The 17,628-nt window shown below is 61.3% G+C and carries 13 protein-coding genes; 1 reads left to right on the top strand and 12 read right to left on the bottom strand.

Going from position 1 to position 17,628, the window contains the following annotated elements; translation table 11 throughout:
* Positions 1–261: 261 nt before the first annotated feature.
* From ftsZ to FHW37_RS11960, 4 genes are all read right to left on the bottom strand, one after another.
* A complete protein-coding gene (gene ftsZ, locus FHW37_RS11945; protein WP_145636536.1) occupies positions 262–2,025 on the bottom strand; it encodes a cell division protein FtsZ in 1,764 nt (587 codons plus the stop codon).
* 99 nt (positions 2,026–2,124) lie between these two features.
* Positions 2,125–3,456, bottom strand: coding sequence for a cell division protein FtsA (gene ftsA, locus FHW37_RS11950; RefSeq protein WP_145636538.1), 1,332 nt, complete (start codon positions 3,454–3,456; stop codon positions 2,125–2,127).
* Positions 3,453–4,382: a cell division protein FtsQ/DivIB gene (locus tag FHW37_RS11955; protein WP_186458234.1), complete on the bottom strand. Its 930-nt coding sequence runs from the start codon at positions 4,380–4,382 to the stop codon at positions 3,453–3,455. Before FHW37_RS11955 ends, ftsA begins: the two co-directional genes overlap by 4 nt.
* On the bottom strand, positions 4,370–5,296 hold the full coding sequence (locus FHW37_RS11960; RefSeq protein WP_145636543.1) for a D-alanine--D-alanine ligase: 927 nt from the start codon (positions 5,294–5,296) through the stop codon (positions 4,370–4,372). Before FHW37_RS11960 ends, FHW37_RS11955 begins: the two co-directional genes overlap by 13 nt.
* 391 nt (positions 5,297–5,687) lie before the next feature.
* Between FHW37_RS11960 and FHW37_RS11965 the strand changes: the two genes are divergently transcribed.
* Entirely contained in the window at positions 5,688–6,992 is a 1,305-nt protein-coding gene (locus FHW37_RS11965; protein ID WP_145636545.1) for an MFS transporter, read from the top strand.
* Between the two features lie 470 nt (positions 6,993–7,462).
* Here the strand turns inward: FHW37_RS11965 and murB are convergent, their stop codons facing one another.
* From murB to FHW37_RS12005, 8 genes are read right to left on the bottom strand one after another with little or no spacing between them, the layout of a single operon-like run.
* The gene (gene murB / locus FHW37_RS11970) at positions 7,463–8,437 is read right to left on the bottom strand and encodes a UDP-N-acetylmuramate dehydrogenase (RefSeq protein WP_145636547.1); all 975 of its coding nucleotides are present in this window, start codon (positions 8,435–8,437) and stop codon (positions 7,463–7,465) included.
* Between the two features lie 2 nt (positions 8,438–8,439).
* The gene (murC, locus tag FHW37_RS11975; RefSeq protein ID WP_145636549.1) at positions 8,440–9,849 is read right to left on the bottom strand and encodes a UDP-N-acetylmuramate--L-alanine ligase; all 1,410 of its coding nucleotides are present in this window, start codon (positions 9,847–9,849) and stop codon (positions 8,440–8,442) included.
* Positions 9,846–10,970 (bottom strand): undecaprenyldiphospho-muramoylpentapeptide beta-N-acetylglucosaminyltransferase, encoded by a 1,125-nt coding sequence (murG, locus tag FHW37_RS11980; RefSeq protein WP_145636550.1) that lies wholly within the window; start codon positions 10,968–10,970, stop codon positions 9,846–9,848. Before murG ends, murC begins: the two co-directional genes overlap by 4 nt.
* A gap of 4 nt (positions 10,971–10,974) precedes the next feature.
* A complete protein-coding gene (gene ftsW, locus FHW37_RS11985; RefSeq protein ID WP_145636552.1) occupies positions 10,975–12,129 on the bottom strand; it encodes a putative lipid II flippase FtsW in 1,155 nt (384 codons plus the stop codon).
* A 2-nt stretch (positions 12,130–12,131) separates the two neighbouring features.
* Positions 12,132–13,538 (bottom strand): UDP-N-acetylmuramoyl-L-alanine--D-glutamate ligase, encoded by a 1,407-nt coding sequence (gene murD / locus FHW37_RS11990; RefSeq protein ID WP_145636553.1) that lies wholly within the window; start codon positions 13,536–13,538, stop codon positions 12,132–12,134.
* 7 nt (positions 13,539–13,545) lie between these two features.
* Entirely contained in the window at positions 13,546–14,649 is a 1,104-nt protein-coding gene (mraY, locus tag FHW37_RS11995; protein ID WP_145636555.1) for a phospho-N-acetylmuramoyl-pentapeptide-transferase, read from the bottom strand.
* A gap of 28 nt (positions 14,650–14,677) precedes the next feature.
* Positions 14,678–16,111, bottom strand: a complete 1,434-nt coding sequence (locus FHW37_RS12000; RefSeq protein ID WP_145636557.1) for a UDP-N-acetylmuramoylalanyl-D-glutamyl-2,6-diaminopimelate--D-alanyl-D-alanine ligase — start codon at positions 16,109–16,111, stop codon at positions 14,678–14,680.
* Positions 16,108–17,583, bottom strand: a complete 1,476-nt coding sequence (locus FHW37_RS12005; protein ID WP_145636559.1) for a UDP-N-acetylmuramoyl-L-alanyl-D-glutamate--2,6-diaminopimelate ligase — start codon at positions 17,581–17,583, stop codon at positions 16,108–16,110. The genes FHW37_RS12000 and FHW37_RS12005 overlap by 4 nt, the downstream gene beginning before the upstream one ends.
* Between the last annotated feature and the right edge of the window lie 45 nt (positions 17,584–17,628).

Here is a 17,628-nt window from a genome sequence, read left to right on the forward strand (position 1 = left end):
CGTCTCTTAGCTTCCTACATACGCAGCGATTTGGGACATTCCAAATCACTGTTCGTTTCGGATTGTTACGGCGTTAACTCTGCCCTGCTAGCCGCCTCGCTCCGCGCTGGCGAATCGCGATTTCCGTTTCGCAAACCATTGATAAGAAATCGCTTATTCAGACCCTCGCGAGACCCCGCTCTTGTTCGGCGCAATGCTTAAACGCGCAAGGCCCGGGTCTGTCGACCCGGGCCCCATTCACAAATTTTATCGACCGTTAATTCAGTTCGACTGGCGGCGCAGGAAGGCCGGAATTTCGAGCTGATCGTCTTCGTGATGCGAGGACTGCGGCTGGGCACGACCATGATCGTCTAGGTTGCCGCGACGCGGTGCGTAGAGGCTTGCTTCCGGCGAAAGCGGGCGGCGCTGCTGCGGTGCCGGGGCCTGAGCCTGCGGCGCCTGATCAACGACGTCGTCTTCGTCACGACGGCCAAGCGAGTTGGTGATGCGCTTCAGGAGACCCATCGGGCCGCGCTCTTCCTGAACATGCTGTACAGGCTGCGTACGGTGATCCATCTCGGCCTTGACGACCGGCGGGAAGTCTTCGACCTTCGGCATGCGCACCGGTTCGATGACCGGCGAACGCGACATGACAGGCTCATGCTGCATCGGCTGTGCCATGCGCGGAGCCGGAGCCGGCTGCGAGATGACCGGAGCGGACGGCTGCATGTGCTGGACAGGCGCCGGCTGCGGGGCCGGACGCTGCATGACCGGGGCTTCGACCGGAGCGGACGGCGTGAACAGGCGGCTCTGCGGGCGGAAGGTTTCTTCCTGCATGACCGGCTGCGGTGCCGGAGCGACCGGCATCGGTGCCGGGATGGCCAGTTCGCGTTCCATTTCAGCTTCCGCCTGACGGATGGTGTCGGCGATCGGATCAGCGGCCTTGATGACCGGAGCGGCCTGCATCATGACAGGCTGGGGTGCGGCCGGAGCCGGAGCAACGGCCGCAGAAGGACGGATAATCGGCTTTGCGGCTGCGCGCATTTCAGCGGCACGCAGGTCGATATCACCATGGCCATGTGCACGGTCGATGCCGGTGGCAACGACCGAGACGCGGATGATGCCTTCAAGCGATTCGTCGAAGGTTGCGCCGAGGATGATGTTGGCTTCCGGATCGACTTCTTCGCGGATGCGGGTCGCAGCTTCGTCGACTTCGAACAGGGTGAGGTCGCGACCACCGGTGATCGAGATCAGCAGGCCCTGTGCGCCCTTCATCGAGGTTTCGTCGAGCAGCGGGTTGGCGATGGCAGCTTCAGCAGCCTGCATTGCACGGCCCTGGCCAGAAGCTTCGCCGGTACCCATCATCGCACGGCCCATCTCGCGCATGACCGAACGGACGTCGGCGAAGTCGAGATTGATCAGGCCTTCCTTGACCATCAGGTCGGTGATGCAGGCAACACCCGAGTAGAGAACCTGGTCGGCCATGGCAAAGGCGTCCGCGAAGGTCGTCTTGTCGTTGGCGATGCGGAACAGGTTCTGGTTCGGGATGACGATCAGCGTATCGACCGACTTCTGCAGCTCGGCAATGCCCTGCTCGGCAAGGCGCATGCGGCGCTGGCCTTCGAAGTGGAACGGCTTGGTGACGACGCCGACGGTGAGGATACCCTTCGAGCGTGCAGCCTGCGCGACGACCGGAGCAGCACCGGTGCCGGTGCCGCCGCCCATGCCGGCGGTGACGAAGCACATATGCGTGCCGTTCAGGTGATCGACGATCTCATCGAGGCATTCTTCGGCAGCAGCACGGCCGACTTCAGGCTGCGAGCCGGCGCCGAGACCTTCGGTAACCTGCACGCCCATCTGAATGATGCGTTCGGCCTTGGTCATGGTCAGTGCCTGGGCATCCGTGTTGGCGACGACGAAGTCGACGCCTTCCAGCCCGGCCGTGATCATGTTGTTGACGGCGTTGCCACCGCCGCCACCGACGCCGAATACCGTGATCCGAGGCTTCAGCTCGGTAATGTCAGGCTTTTGCAGCTTGATCGTCATTGTACCTGTCCTTCTTCTTCTGGCCGCGTCGCCGAGCTGGCCAATTCATTGCAACTTATCTGAGATGATCCCACCGGTAGCAAAAGCTGGGCGGCCGTCTCAAAAACTCTCTTTCAACCACTGTCCGACACGGGCGAGACGCCCGTTGCCGTTTCCGAGCGAGCCGATCAGGCCGCCCTGCGAAGCATGCGTTTCCATGTCGGCGACCTGCGGATAGATCATCAGGCCGACGGCGGTGGAAAAGGCCGGTCCCTTGGCAGCAGCAGGCAGGCCCGAAATTCCCATCGGGCGGCCGATCCGGACGTTGCGGGCAAGGATGCGCCGTGCGGTTTCGGAAAGGCCGGTCAGCTGGCTTGCGCCACCGGTCAGAACGACACGCTTTCCGACAATCGGGCTGAAGCCGGATTTCTGGATGCGGTCGCGGATCAGTTCGAGCGTCTCTTCGATACGGGCCTTGACGATCCGGGTAACGAGAGCGCGTGGCACCTGGGTCGGCAGATCGCGGTCGTCTTCGCCGATCGGCGGAACCGCGATGATGTCGCGCTCGTCGGCGCCGTTGGAAACGGCCGAGCCATGCACGACCTTCATCCGTTCCGCATCCTCGATGCGGGTGGAAAGGCCGCGAGCCAGATCGGTCGTCACATGATGACCACCGAGGCTGATCGCATCGGTATGGACGAGACGTCCTTCGGCAAAGACCGAGATCGTCGTCGTGCCACCACCCATGTCGATCGCGGCGCAGCCGAGTTCGACTTCGTCATCGACCAGGGCAGCAAGACCGCTGGCATAAGGCGTCGCGACCATGCCCTCGACCGAGAGATGAGCGCGGTTGACGCAGAGTTCGAGGTTCTTGAGCGTCGCACGTTCGGCCGTCACGACATGCATGTCGACGCCGAGAACGTCGCCGAACATGGCAAGCGGATCACGCACGCCGCGCTCGCCGTCGAGCGAAAAGCCGGTCGGCAGCGAATGCAGGGTGGCGCGGTCCTGGCGCAGCGAGCGCTGGCTGGCAGCGCCCAAAACCCGCTTCAGATCGGAAGCTTCGACTTCCTGGCCGCCGAGGTCGATCGTCGCGGTGTAGACATCGCTGGACAGACGACCGGCGGAAACATTGACGATCAGGCTGTCGACCGTGAGGCCCGCCATGCGCTCTGCCGCATCGACGGCAAGACGCACGACGCTTTCGGCCGCATCGAGATCGGCAACGACGCCAGACTTGACGCCACGCGAACGCTGATGGCCGATGCCGATGATCTCGACATTATGAGTGCGGCCCGGAAGGATCTGGCTTTCCTGGCGCGGGGTCAGACGGGCGATCATGCAGACGACCTTGGTCGATCCGATGTCGAGCACCGATACGATATGGCTCCTCTTGGAGGAGAGCGGCTTCATCCTGGGAAGCCCGAAATGGGAAGAACCGAATACGCTCACGACTCTCCTGCCTTCTTCAACGCCTTGGTTCTTGCTTCGACGGCATCATTGCGGCGTTCTGTAGCCGCAGCCGTCAGTTCGATTGTGGTCCGGTCCTGGAGACGAAGATCGACGGCGGCGATATCGCGCTCGAGGATCCGCTGTTCCTTTTCAAGGCGCGCCAGCACGGCGAGCGCCTTGTCGACATCGCTTTCCGGCAGCTTCAGCACGACGCCATTGTCGAGGTGCAGATCCCAGCGACGACCGGCGACCCGGACATAAGCCTTCACCCGCGACCGCAGGTCGGGCCATGCGGCCATCGAGTCAACGAAGCTCGCCGCCTGCTTTTCCGCATCACGGCCGACAAAGAGCGGCAAGGATGCAAACTTGCTGTCACGCAGGGGAGCAATCACTTCGCCGCCCTTTTCGATCAGCGACAGATCCGAGCCATGCTGCCAGATGCCGAACGCTTCACGCTCCTTCAGCATCACCTCGATCGTCTTCGGATAGACCTTGCGGACTTCGGCATAACGAACCCAGGGAAGCTCTGCGAGCTTGCGGCGCGCAGCATCGACATCGAGCGCCACGAGCGACGTGGTGCCGTCGAGGCCGAGGAGCTGGAGAATATCGATCTCGGACGTCTGGTCGTTGCCCGACACCTTGACGTCTTCGATCGCAAAACCGGCAGCTGCCGTGGTCGCCTGGGCGACGTCCTGCGTATGGCCGCCGAGCGACATGCCATAAAGGCCGACCACAGCGAAAAAGCCGAAGGTTGCGGCAGTGCCTGCATGCTCCGGAATATGGATCCGACCCGTTGCCAGGCTGATGCAGAAGCGAACGATGCGGCGCAGAGGACGCGGCAGGACACGACGGTCATCGGCGCTAAGATACTGCGCCTGACCATGCCCCCGCGGTCCGCCCGCTCTTTTGCCGTTCAACGCAAGCACGATGCGTCCTCCACCATCCAACGGACGAGTTCACCAAAGGAATGGCCAGCATGAGCGGCCATTTCGGGCACAAGCGATGTAGGGGTCATGCCGGGCTGGGTATTGATCTCCAGCCAGACAAGCTCGCCATTTTCCGAGAATCGGTCGTCGTAACGGAAGTCCGAGCGACTGACGCCACGGCAGCCCATCGCCTGATGCGCCTTGAGCGCCAATGTCTGACATTTTTGGTAAATAATCGGTGAAATTTGCGCCGGGATGACATGCTTCGAACCACCGGCTGCATATTTGGCGTCGTAATCGTAGAAGGCGTTACCCGTCGGAACCACTTCCGTGACACCAAGGGCGACATCACCCATGACACCGCAGGTCAGTTCGCGACCATAGATGTAACGCTCCACCAGAACCCGGTCGCCATACTTCCAGTCCGAAGAGGTAATGACCTGCGGCGGATGCGACTGATTCTCCTGAACGATAACGACGCCGAAGGACGAACCTTCGCAAACCGGCTTAACCACATAAGGCGGCTTCATCGGATGGACCGAGGTGAAATCGAACCGGTCCATGACCTTGGCCTCAGCAACCGGCACGCCGGCCGCTTTCGCCACATGCTTGGCCTGCCCCTTGTCCATGGCAAGCGCGGAAGCGAGCACGCCGGAATGGGTGTAGGGAATTTCGAGATATTCGAGGATGCCCTGGATCGTGCCGTCTTCGCCGAAAGGACCGTGCAGCGCATTGAATGCAACGTCAGGCCTCAACTCCGAAAGGACGGCAGCAACATCGCGCGAAACATCGACGCGCGTTACCCGATACCCCTCGCCCTCAAGCGCGGCAGCACAGGCATTGCCAGAAGACAGGCTGACAGGCCGCTCGGAGGAAAATCCTCCCATCAAAACGGCCACGTGCTTGTCTGTCATTCACCACTCCCAGGAAAAGGGCTTCAGTCTATCGATCGGCGCTTGCGCCAAACTTGCTCGACTGAGCGAATCCGGCACTTTGAACCACGACTTCATGGTGCACCGAAATGGTTAACAAATCGTTTATCTTTGTTAATCCGAAGTACCAAGCATATGAAAACAATGGCTATTTTTGATGATGAAATGGTTAACGCAAAAGCTTAGGACAGGATGCCCGCGTTAACCGGCGGCACCACATCCAGGGAATCGCTCATAAGGAACGAATTCAAAATGCGCGAAAAACTTGTATTTTATTGCGCGATTCCTGTTTTCTTCGTCAGAAAATTACTGTAATGCCGACCCGGTTCTTCATTAAAGATCCACATGAACATCCTTCTGAATTGGAATCAGTATGACAAACGCGATGCCCTCCGCCTCGCCGTCTGCTGAGCCGTTAGCGCCTGTTGCAACGAATTCGCCTGCACGCGTCCTGACGGCCAGCCTGGTCGGCACGACGATCGAATTCTTCGACTTCTATGTTTATGCGACCGCTGCGGTTCTCGTCTTTCCGACGCTGTTCTTCCCGAACAGCGATGCGACGACGGCGCTACTTGCCTCCTTTGCGACCTTCTCGATCGCATTCTTCGCCCGTCCGCTTGGCGCCATCGTGTTCGGCCATTTCGGCGACCGCGTCGGCCGCAAGACGACGCTGGTGGCAGCCCTCCTGACCATGGGTATCTCCACGGTCGTGATCGGCCTTCTGCCGTCCTATAGCCAGATCGGCGTCCTTGCTCCGCTGCTGCTTGCTCTGTGCCGCTTCGGCCAGGGTTTTGGTCTCGGCGGTGAATGGGGCGGTGCAGTTCTGCTCGCAACCGAAAACGCACCTCCGGGCAAGAAGACCTGGTACGGCATGTTCCCGCAGCTCGGCGCTCCGGTCGGCCTGTTCCTGTCTTCGGGTGTCTTCTGGATCCTTCTGCACTTCATCTCGCAGGAAGCGCTTCTCTCCTGGGGCTGGCGCGTTCCGTTCCTCGCCTCGATCCTGCTGATCGCCATCGGCCTGTGGGTCCGTCTCTCGATCACCGAAACGCCGGCCTTCCAGAAGGCCATCGACAAGCATGAGCGCGTCGAAGTTCCGGTTGCCGAGCTGTTCCGCAAGCACAAGCGCAGCCTGTTCCTCGGCACCTTCGTGGCGCTTGCCACCTTCGTGCTTTTCTACATCGGCTCGGCCTATCTTCTGTCCTACAATATCAAGGTCCTGAAGATGCCGTTCCTGGATGCACTGGAAGTGCAGATCCTCGGCTCCATCGTCTTCGGTCTGGCCATCCCGGTCATTGGCAAGCTCGGCGATCGCTTCGGCCGCCGCGAAATGCTGATCCTGACGACCGTCCTGATCGGCCTGTTCTCGTTCATCCTGCCGTCCCTGATGACCAATGGCGAAGGCGCGATCTTCATCTTCGTGGTTCTCGCCATGGTGCTGATGGGCATGACCTACGGCCTGATCGGTACGGCGCTTGCCGCTCCCTTCCCGACCGCGGTCCGCTATACGGGTTCGTCGATCACCTTCAACCTGGCCGGCATTTTCGGCGCCTCGCTAGCACCCTATATCGCCACCTACCTGCAGGCCAATTACGGCATGACCTATGTCGGCTACTACCTCGGTCTCTCGGCGGTCATAACGCTCGCCTGCATCCTGCTTTCGGGCAAGGACGAAGTCTGATCCCAGACTGAATCAACAGCATCGAAAAGCCCGCGAAGCCTTTGGCCTCGCGGGCTTTTTCTTTGGAGAATTGGACGGTTATTCGCCGGGATGAAGTCGATCCTTCCGGCGCTCCTGCCACTTGTCGTAGACAAGCCATACAAGGCAGGCTGCTGAAATCGCCAACGGCAGGATGTACATGTAAAAGGCTTGCAAGAAGGTCATAACCTCAGCTTTCCCAACATTTGCCTTGCGGTAAAATGTAATAGGAAAGCCGCAACAAGCCAAGTCAGCGTCGATACTGCGACCGACTGCGTAATCGCCGCCATGGAACCTGTCGCGGATGAAGATGCGATCGGCCCGATGAGGCCGGCAACGACCGACGCTGTCGAAAGCCGATCGAGCGAACCAGCGACCAGCTTGGTCCGCTCGTTGAAAACCAGTGCCTGGCGCCGTTCTATCCTTTCGAAAAGCTCGGCGCCCGACATGACTTACTCCGTCGTGACACCCTGGAAAGGCTTTACCTCACGACCCGGCATGAAAATGCCCAGCCGCTTGATTTCCCATTCCAGCTTGATGCCGGCATGTTCGAACACCCGCTGGCGGATCGTCTCGCCGAGATATTCGAGATCGTAACCGGTGGCATGGCCGATATTGATCATGAAATTGCAGTGCAGCGACGACATCTGTGCGCCGCCATTCATCAGGCCGCGACCGCCCGCCTCGTCGATCACCTTCCAGGCCGAATGATCCGGTGGGTTCTTGAAGGTCGAGCCACCGGTCTTTTCCTTGACCGGCTGTACCGTTTCTCGGTGCTGACGGACCGCGTCCATCTCGGCGCGGATCTTTGCGCGGTCTTCCGGATAACCTTCGAAGATCGCATGCGTGAAGATCAGGTCCGGGCTGACCGACGAATGGCGGTAGCTGTAACCCATCTCGGCATTGGTGAAGACGTGTTTATTGCCCTGGCGATCGACCGCATGCACTTCGACGACACGATCCTTCGTCTCGGTGCCGTTGGCGCCCGCATTCATACGCAGCGCCCCGCCGATCGAGCCGGGAATGCCATAATAGAAGGCGAAACCGCCAATGCCGTTATCCATCGCCATGGCGGCGATATACTTATCCGGGCAGATGGCACCGGCCTGGATGCGGTTTTCGCCGACCAGTTCGAGCCCGCCAAAACCTTTTGCCGAAAGACGGATCACAACGCCCGGAATACCGCCGTCGCGCACCAGAAGATTGGAGCCGACACCGACCACGGTCAGCGGCACATCCGCGGGCAGAAGTTTCAGGAAGGTCACGAGATCGTCGACATCATGCGGCTGGAACATCAGTTCGGCGAGCCCGCCGGCCTGGAACCAGGTGACACGATCCATCGGAGCATCAGGCGTCAGGCGCCCACGCAATTCCTTGACGCCGTCCCCGAGCGACGCCAGCAGCTTTTCCCCATTTACCTGCTTCATTCTCACTGTCCCGAAATACCCTCAAGTTCCCTTGGCAACGACGCAGCCCATTGCGTGATATTGCCAGCCCCCAGAAGAACCACGAAATCACCCGGTTTAGCAATGCCGGCAACGATAGACGCCAGTTCCGTCGGGTTCTCCATATAACGCGCATCGCGATGCCCGCCCGAGCGGATCCGCGACACCAGCGCCTCCGAATTCACCCCTTCGATCGGATCTTCGCCTGCGGCATAAACCGGCGCCAGAATGATGCTGTCGGCGTCATTGAAGCAATTGGCGAAATCCTCGAACAGGCTCGACAGGCGCGAGTACCGATGCGGCTGGTGAACCGCAATGATCCGGCCCTGGCACGCTTCGCGGGCGGCGCGCAGCACCGCCTTGATCTCGACCGGATGGTGGCCGTAATCGTCAAAAACCTGCACGCCGTTCCAGGTGCCGGTCAGCGTGAAGCGCCGCTTGACGCCGGAAAAGTTGGCAAGACCCTTGCGGATATCCTCTTCGGAAATCCCGAGCCGGTTGGCGACGGCGATCGCTGCGGTCGCATTGGAAACATTGTGGCGGCCTGGCATCGGCAGCACCAGATCCTTGAACGAAAACACCCGGCCGGTGCGGCGGCGACGGATTTCAACGTCGAAGATCGACTTCGTGCCTTCCATGCGGATGTTGGAGAAGCGTGCGTCGGCCTGCGGGTTTTCACCATAGGTGACGACCTTGCGGTCCTCGATCTTGCCGACCAGCACCTGAACTTCCGGGTGATCGAGGCAGAGCACGCCGAAACCGTAGAAGGGCACGTTCTCGACGAACTGCCGGAAGGCGGCGCGCACAGCATCGAAATTGCCGTAATGGTCGAGATGCTCCGGGTCGATATTGGTGACGACTGCTACGTCGGCCGGAAGCTTCAGGAAGGTACCGTCCGATTCGTCGGCCTCCACCACCATCCATTCGCCCTCGCCCATGCGGGCATTGGTGCCGTAAGCGTTGATGATGCCGCCATTGATGACGGTGGGGTCGAGATTGCCGGCTTCGAGCAGCGCACCGACCATGGACGTGGTCGTCGTCTTGCCATGCGTGCCGCCGATCGCGATCGCATTACGAAAACGCATCAGCTCGGCCAGCATTTCGGCGCGGCGAACGATCGGCAGCTTCTTTTCGCGGGCAGCAATCAGTTCCGGATTGGTCTTCTTGATCGCGGTCGAAACGACGACGACTTCGGCATCGCCGAGGTTGTCACCCTCGTGGCCGACAAAGACCGGAATGCCCTTGGCGCGCAGGCGCTGCACATTGGCGCTGTCCGACTGGTCGGAGCCCTGAACCTTGTGGCCGAGATTGTGCAGCACTTCGGCAATGCCGCTCATGCCGATCCCGCCGATGCCGATGAAATGGACGAGGCCGATGGCCTTCGGCATCTTCATGCCCTTACTCCCTTAAATTCCGATAGAGATTTGCGTTCCGCGACCGCTACGACGAGATCCGCCAGCGCCGCCGCCGCATTCGGCCGGCCCGCCTGTTTCGCGGCCGCCGCCATTTTTTCGAGCCGCTCCGGCTCCTTCATCGCCGAAGCGATCATCGAGGACAGCCGTTCCGGCGAAAGTTCTGACTGCGCCACGACTTCCGCACCGCCCGTCGCGACCAGTGCTGCCGCATTGGCCGCCTGGTCATGATCCAGAGCATAGGGATAGGGCACGAGGATGGCAGGACGGCCGATGACGGAGATTTCCGACACGGTCGAGGCGCCGGACCGGCAGATCACCAGATGCGCTTTCGCAAGACGCTCGGCCATGTCCGAAAAGAACGGCGAGATATCGCCGGATGCATTCAGCTTGCCGAAGCAGGAGGTCACCCGCGCCTCGTCCTCGGGACGGGCTTGCTGGGTCACCGAGAGCCGTGCGCGCTCCGTGGGCTCAAGAAGGCTGAGCGCCGTCGGCACGGCAGAGGAAAAGAACTGCGCGCCCTGGCTGCCGCCGAACACGACGAGCCGGAACGGATCATCTCCACGCGACGCGACATAAGGCGTCTCTGCCGCGTCGAGAACGGCGGGGCGCACCGGATTGCCGGTCGTCACGGTCTTTGCCGCAAACGGTCCGTTGGTCTCCGGCAGAAAGCCGCCGGCAATTGCCTGAACGCGGGATGCCAGCATTTTGTTGGCGCGGCCCATGACGGCGTTCTGTTCATGAATGAGGCTCGGCACGCCCATGCCGGTCGACGCCATCAAAGGCGGCACGGTCGGGTAACCGCCGAAACCGACGACGGCGATCGGCTTAAGTCGCGAAATCAAACGGCGTGCAGCGCGCATGCCGGTCCACAGCTTCCATCCGGTCTTCAGCATGGCGACCGGATTCTTCGACGCGAAGGTCGCGGACGGCACGACATGGATTTCGTCGGCCGGGAATTTGCCGGCAAAACGCTCGGCGCGGCTGTCGGTGACCAGATGCACGGAAAAGCCACGCGCTTTCAGCTCGTGGCCCAGCGCTTCGGCCGGAAACAGATGACCGCCGGTCCCGCCGGCGGCTAACAAGATAATACCCTTACTCATAGTCCTACTCCGCCGGAACTCCGGATGCGACGCGGAAGAGGCTTCGCTCCTGCGCCCGCCGTTCCGGCCGGTGACGTGTCAGTGCCAGAATGAAGCCTGCAGTCACACATATGGCGATCTGAGACGATCCGCCATAGGAGATCAACGGGAGCGTCATACCCTTTGCCGGCATCAACTCGAGATTGACGCCGATATTGATCATCGACTGCATGCCGATCTGCAGGACGAGGCCCGCGACCGCGAAGCGGTTGAAGTCGTTGCGCTCGTTGAAAGCGTGTTTCAGGCCGCGCAGAACGATGAAGGCGAAGATGGCGACCAGCGCCATGCAGAAGATGATGCCGAATTCTTCCGCCGCAACGGAAAACACGAAGTCGGTATGGCTGTCCGGCAGGATGCGCTTGACGATACCCTCGCCCGGTCCCTGACCGAACCAGTTGCCGCGCACGATGGCCTCATGCGCCGTCTCGACCTGGAAACGGTCGCCCTCGCCGGTCAAGAACTTGTCGAAACGGGCCGTGACGTGCGGCAGCATGTAATAGGCCGCGACCAGACCGCCCGCACCAAAACCGCCGAGAAGCACGATCCACAGCCAGGGCATGCCGGCCATGAAGAACATGCCACCCCAGACGACGCTGGTCAGAATGGTCTGGCCAAGGTCGGGCTGAGCGACGAGAAGTGCTGCGACGATGCCGAACAGGATGATGGCAAACAGATTGCCCGGAATTTCCGGCTGGCGCGCATGCTCGGAAAACAGCCAGGCGCAGACGACGACGAAGGCCGGCTTCATGAATTCCGACGGCTGTACGGAGAAAGCGCCAACACCGATCCAGCGGCGCGCGCCCTTGACCTCGACGCCGAAGAACAGCGCCAGCACCATCAGTGCCAGCGAGATGGTGAGCAGTACGATCGCCGTTCGGCGCACCTGACGCGGCGTCAAGAAGGAAAGCCCGACCATCACAATGATCGACGGAATCAGGAACATGGCGTGGCGCTGGACGAAGTGGAAATCGTCGAGGCCGATGCGCTGGGCCACCGCCGGCGATGCGGCGAAGGACAACATGAAGCCGATGCCCATCAACAGGATGAAGGCCGCCAGGAAGAAGCGATCGATCGTCCAGAACCAGTCTGCGAGCGGCCCACGGTCTGCGCGGCTTACCATCTTCAGTTTCCTTTTCCGGTGTCGATCAGCATTTTTATGCCGTCGAGGGCTGCGACCAGGCCGACAAAGGCATCGCCGCGAACTTCGAAATTCTTGAACTGATCGAAACTTGCGCAGGCCGGCGACAGCATGACCGCCGAGGCGGCACTGTCTTCTGCGGCATCTGCGGCGGCGTGCGTCACGGCCTGTTCCAGCGTGCCCGAAATCTCATAAGGCACCGCCTCACCGAGGGTCGCAGCAAACGCAGGAGCTGCCTCTCCGATCAGATACGCCTTCCTTATATGAGGGAAGAGTGGTGCGAGGCTTGCGATGCCGCCTTCCTTGGGAAGACCACCGGCAATCCAGTAGATCCGGTCGTAGCTGGACAGTGCCGGCGCCGCAGCATCGGCATTGGTCGCCTTCGAATCGTTGACAAACACGGCCTGCCCACGACGCCCGACAGGCTGCATACGGTGTTTCAGGCCGGGGAAGGATTTCAGGCCAGCACGGATATCGTCTGCAGAAACACCGACTGCGAGGCACGCGGCAATCACAGCGGCGGCGTTCTGGGCGTTATGGCTGCCCCTCAGCGTCGCGATGCCGTCGAGATCGATCAGCAGCGAAGACTTTCCACCTTCGGCCTCGATGATCCCGCTTCCCTCGGCATAGATCCCGTCGGCAACGACATTGCGCTTGGAAATCCGCTTCACCTTGACGCCGGCCCGCTCGATACGGTCGGCAATCAGCGCGCAAAATGTGTCATCGATGCCCACGACCGCGGTCTTCGACCCGGCCACCAGACGTTCCTTGATATCGGCATAATGCTGCATCGTCCCATGCCGATCGAGATGGTCGGGTGTCAGGTTGAGCAGGATGCCGGCGGTCGGGTTCAGCGTCGGGGCAAGATCGATCTGGTAGGATGAGCACTCGACGACATAATAGCGTTCCGCCTGCGGCGGATCGAGCGTCAGCACCGCCACGCCGATATTGCCGCCGAGCTGCGTGTCGCGGCCGCTCGATTTGAGGATATGCGCGATCAGCGCCGTCGTGGTCGACTTGCCATTGGTGCCGGTGATCGCGATCAGAGGGCAATCAGGGGCATGGGCACGACGTTCGCGGACGAACAGCTCGACATCGCCAATGATCTCGACATCGGCTGACCGAGCCAGATCCACACTCCAATGCGGTTTCGGATGGGTAAGCGGCACGCCCGGAGACAGAACGAAGGCAGCCTGTGCGGACCAGTCGATGGTCCGCAGATCAGCCGTCGTCACGCCCGCAGCTTGGGCCTTGGCCACGCTGTCGGGATTGTCATCCCAGGCCGTGACCTTGGCACCGCCGGCGACCAGCGCCTGCGCGGTCGCAAGACCGGAGCCACCAAGGCCGAAAAGGGCGACGTTTCTGTCCTTGAAGGTCGTGACCGCGATCATCGAGGTTTTACCGCAGCTTCAGGGTCGAGAGGCCGAGCATGGCGAGGCCAACGGCGATGATCCAGAAGCGGATAACCACCTGGCTTTCCGTCCAGCCGAGCTTTTCGAAATGGTGGTGGATCGGCGCCATCAGGAAGACGCGGCGGCCGGTCAGCTTGAAGAAACCGACCTGGATGATGACCGACAGGGTCTCCATCACGAACAGGCCGCCGATGATCGCCATGACGATTTCGTGCTTGGTGGCAACTGCCACCGAACCGATCAGGCCGCCGAGTGCCAGCGAACCGGTATCGCCCATGAAGATGGCGGCCGGCGGCGCATTGAACCACAGGAAGCCGAGCCCCGCCCCGATCACCGCTCCCATGATGACGGCAAGTTCACCGGTACCGGGCACGAAATTGATCTGCAGATAGTTCGCAAACACCACGTTGCCGGCGAGATAGGCGATCACGCCGAAGGAGGCGGCCGCGATCATCACAGGCACGATGGCGAGACCATCGAGACCATCGGTCAGGTTCACCGCATTGCCGGCGCCGACGATGACGAAACCGCCGAACAGGATGAAGAAATAGCCGAGGTTGATCAGAAAGTCCTTGGCGAAAGGGAAGGCGATCGAGGTGGCCAGCTGGTGGTTGGCTGACTGTTCGGTGACCATGGCAAGCCGCATCATGAAGAACACGGCGATACCGGCGATCAGGAACTCGATGCCGAGACGGGCCTTGCCCGAAAAGCCCTTGTCGGTCTGCTTGGTGACCTTGAGATAATCGTCATAAAAGCCGATCGCGCCGAAGCCGAGTGTTACAAGCAGCGTCGCGACAACGTAGATGTTGGAAAGGTCCGCCCAGAGCAGCGATCCACCGACAATGCCGGCCAAAATCATCAGGCCGCCCATGGTCGGCGTACCGGCCTTCTTGAAATGCGTCTGCGGCCCATCGGCACGGATCGGCTGGCCTTTGCCCTGACGCACGCGCAGGGCGTCGATCATCCGCGGGCCGAACAGGAAAACGATCAGCGCAGAGGTGAAGAGGGCAGCACCGGTCCGGAATGTGATGTAGCGGAACAGATTGAAGAATTGGAGTTTGTCCGACAGTTCGACAAGCCAGATCAGCATGGAAGCCCTTTCTCGAGCGGGGTATTCTTCACGGGTTGCGCTCCGTGTCGGCAAATGGAGGATAGTTGTCAAGCAAAGCGGCGATGATCTTGCCAAAACCAAGGCCGAGCGAGGATTTTACCATCACCACATCGCCCGGCTGGACGGATTGCACGACGAAATCGACGAGTTCGGCAGTTGTTTCGCGATACTGGCTGTCGACGCTGTCAGGCAGGGCATCACGTAATGCCGCCATTTCCGCGCCGGCCATCCAGACATGCTCGATGCCGGCAGCGAGCAGCACGCCTGCGAGCTCCTCATGCAGCTGCGGCGAAAACGTGCCCATTTCGAGCATGTCGCCGAGTACGGCGATACGGCGGCCGGAAATTTCCGGCTCGGTTGCGGCAAGCAGCGCGATTGCTGCGCGCATCGAGGCCGGATTGGCATTATAACTTTCGTCGATCAGGGTCAGGTGCCCCTCGCCGATGCCGAGCAGATGGCGCTCGCCCCTGCCCTTGACGGCCTTCAGCCCGGCAAGCGCTGCAATCGCACCTTCCATATGGGCGCCGACGAGGCTTGCAGCTCCGAGGACCGCCATGGCGTTTTCGGCGATGTGGCGGCCGGGAGCGCCGATCTGCACTTCCACCGTCTCGCCGCCAAGCACGGCCCAGACGACGGAGCCGGTCGCATTGCCTTCGTAATCCGCAAGCCGGAAATCCGCCTTCGCATGTTGGCCGAACGTATAGATCCGTTCGACGCCAACTTCTTGCGCGCGCTCTTCGAGAAAGCCGAACTGCGCATTGTCGCGGTTGAGAATGGCCGCGCCGCCCGGCTCAAGGCCTTCGAAAATCTCGGCCTTGGCGGCAGCGATCTCTTCGAGGTTCTTGAAATGGCCGAGATGGGCGGCGGCGATCGTGGTGATCACGGCCACATGCGGCCGCACCATCTTGACCAGCGGCCGGATCTCGTCGGCATGGTTCATGCCGATCTCGAACACGCCGAATTCGGTTTCCGCCCGCATGCGGGCAAGCGTCAGCGGCACGCCCCAGTGATTGTTGAAGGAGGCAACCGCGGCATGCACCTGACCTGAGGGCGATAGAGCATTGCGCAGCATTTCCTTGGTCGTCGTCTTGCCGACAGAGCCGGTGATCGCGACGATGCGGGCCAGGCTGCGCTCACGCGAGGCGATGCCAAGTTTGACGAGCGCCGCCAGCACGTCCTCGACGACGATCATCGGCACGGTAAGACGGCCGAGTGCGGGGATCTTGGCTTCGCTGACAACGATCAGGGATGCGCCATTGGCGACCGCGAGGCTGGCGAAATCATGCCCGTCGACCCGATCGCCCTTGATCGCGAAAAAGGCTTCGCCGGCGCCGACAGAACGGCTGTCGATGGAAATGCCGGTAATGCCGGTCGGCAACTGCCCGAAAGGCCGGCCGCCCATGGCAGCGACCATGTCCTGCGATGTCCAGAGCCAGCTCACGATGCGACCTCCTCGCCGACATCCGCCAGCGCCTTGCGGACCTCGACATGATCGGAGAACGGCAGAACCGTCGTACCGATCGTCTGGCCCTCTTCATGTCCCTTGCCGGCGACAATCAGCGTATCGCCGGATTTCAGAAGCGAGACGGCATGGCGGATCGCCTGCGCCCGGTCAGCGATCTCGATCGCGCCGGGTGCCGCCGCCATGATTTCCGAGCGGATCTGCTCGGGCACTTCCGAGCGCGGATTGTCGTCGGTGACGATGACGATATCGGCAAGCCGCGTGGCGATTTCGCCCATGATCGGCCGCTTGCCCTTGTCGCGGTCACCGCCGCAACCGAAGACAACAACGATGCGGCCGGTGGTGAAAGGACGAACCGAGGAAAGCACGTTTTCCAGCGCATCCGGCTTGTGGGCGTAATCGACGTAAGCGAGCGCGCCGTCCTTCGTCTGTCCTACCAGTTCGAGACGGCCGGGGGCGCCGACCAGCTTTTCGAGCGCCGCCATCGCCACCTTGGCCGAAACGCCGGTGGACATGGCAAGCCCTGCCGCGACCAGGGCATTCGCCACCTGGAAATCGCCGGCAAGAGGAATATCGACTTCAAAAATCTCGTCGCCGACGACGATTTCGGCAGTCTGCTTGTGACGGAAATGCTCGACGCGCTTGAGGCAGAGATAACCGCCCTTGCGACCGACCGTGCGCACATCGAGGCCGGAGGCGATCGCAACCTCGATCGCGTGTTCGGACCATTCCTCGTCATCGGCAAAGATGATCGCAGGCGCGCCGGATGGCGTCAGCGTATCGAACAGCCGCATTTTTGCAGCCATATAGTCGCCGACCGTCGGATGGTAATCCATGTGGTCGCGGCCGAGATTGGTGAAGGCGGAAGCGACAAGGCGCACGCCGTCCAGGCGGCTCTGGTCGAGACCGTGGCTGGAGGCTTCCATCGCCGCATGCGTGACGCCTTCCGACGCAAGCTCGGCCAAGAGCTCCTGCAGCTTGATCGGGTCCGGCGTGGTCAGTGAACCGTAGTCGTTGCGGGTCGGAGACACGACACCGGTCGTGCCGATCTGCGCTGCGGCATAACCGGCATGCGCCCAGATCTGGCGCGTGAAAGAAGCAACAGAAGTCTTGCCGGCAGTACCGGTGACGGCAACCATGGTTTTCGGCTGCGCACCGTAAAACCGAGCAGCGGCCAGCGAGAGAAAACGGCGCGGATTGGAAACGGCGAGAACCGGAATGCCGGCTTCGGCAATATGGCCGGAAACGGCGGCAACGGCGCCGCGAGCAGCAGCATCGCCGATATAACCCGCGCCATCGGCCTTGGTGCCGGCAAGGGCGGCAAACAGCATGCCCGGCTCGACCTTACGGCTATCCGAGGAAAGTCCGGTAATCTCGATATCGCCCGCGGGTCCTGCGATCAGTTCGGCGATCTCGGGAAAGTCATTTCCCGCCAGATCTCGCAATTTCATTGGTCTTGTTTCCATACGCACGGGCTCCCTGACGAATCGTCCCCG

It is taken from the genome of Neorhizobium alkalisoli (genome assembly GCF_007829835.1).
GTDB lineage: Bacteria > Pseudomonadota > Alphaproteobacteria > Rhizobiales > Rhizobiaceae > Neorhizobium.